Below are 387 nucleotides of genomic sequence, written 5' to 3' on the forward strand. Positions count from 1 at the left end.
CGCCTAACAAACTTAACGGGTCGGGACCGAAAAATGACGTAAGAACGCCGGGGACGACTGCTCCGTTTACATTCTTTGCTTCTACAGTAGCCATTTTCGCCAAAGCGTTTATAAAACCGCCGTTAGTGTGAAGAACCGCCGCGATAATGGCGACAATTCCGCAAAGCATGATTATGCCCTGAATAAAATCGTTCGCTGCTGTCGCAAAATATCCTCCGACTACGACATAAACGGCGGTAAGAACGGCCATGCCGATTATGCAGTAGATAAAATCAACATGAAACGCCATCTCGAATAAACGCGATAGGCCGTTGTACAAAGAAGCGGTGTAGGGGATAAGGAAGATGAAAAGAATAATTGACGCGCATATTTTTAACGATGTCGCAT

General features: G+C 45.7%; 1 protein-coding gene. It reads right to left on the reverse strand.

The window, feature by feature from the left end; genetic code table 11:
• Positions 1–387: sodium:solute symporter family transporter (locus ACYVRH_RS14985; RefSeq protein ID WP_461257650.1), on the reverse strand; the 387-nt coding region annotated here is incomplete at both ends.

The organism is Treponema sp. R80B11-R83G3, from assembly GCF_054786115.1.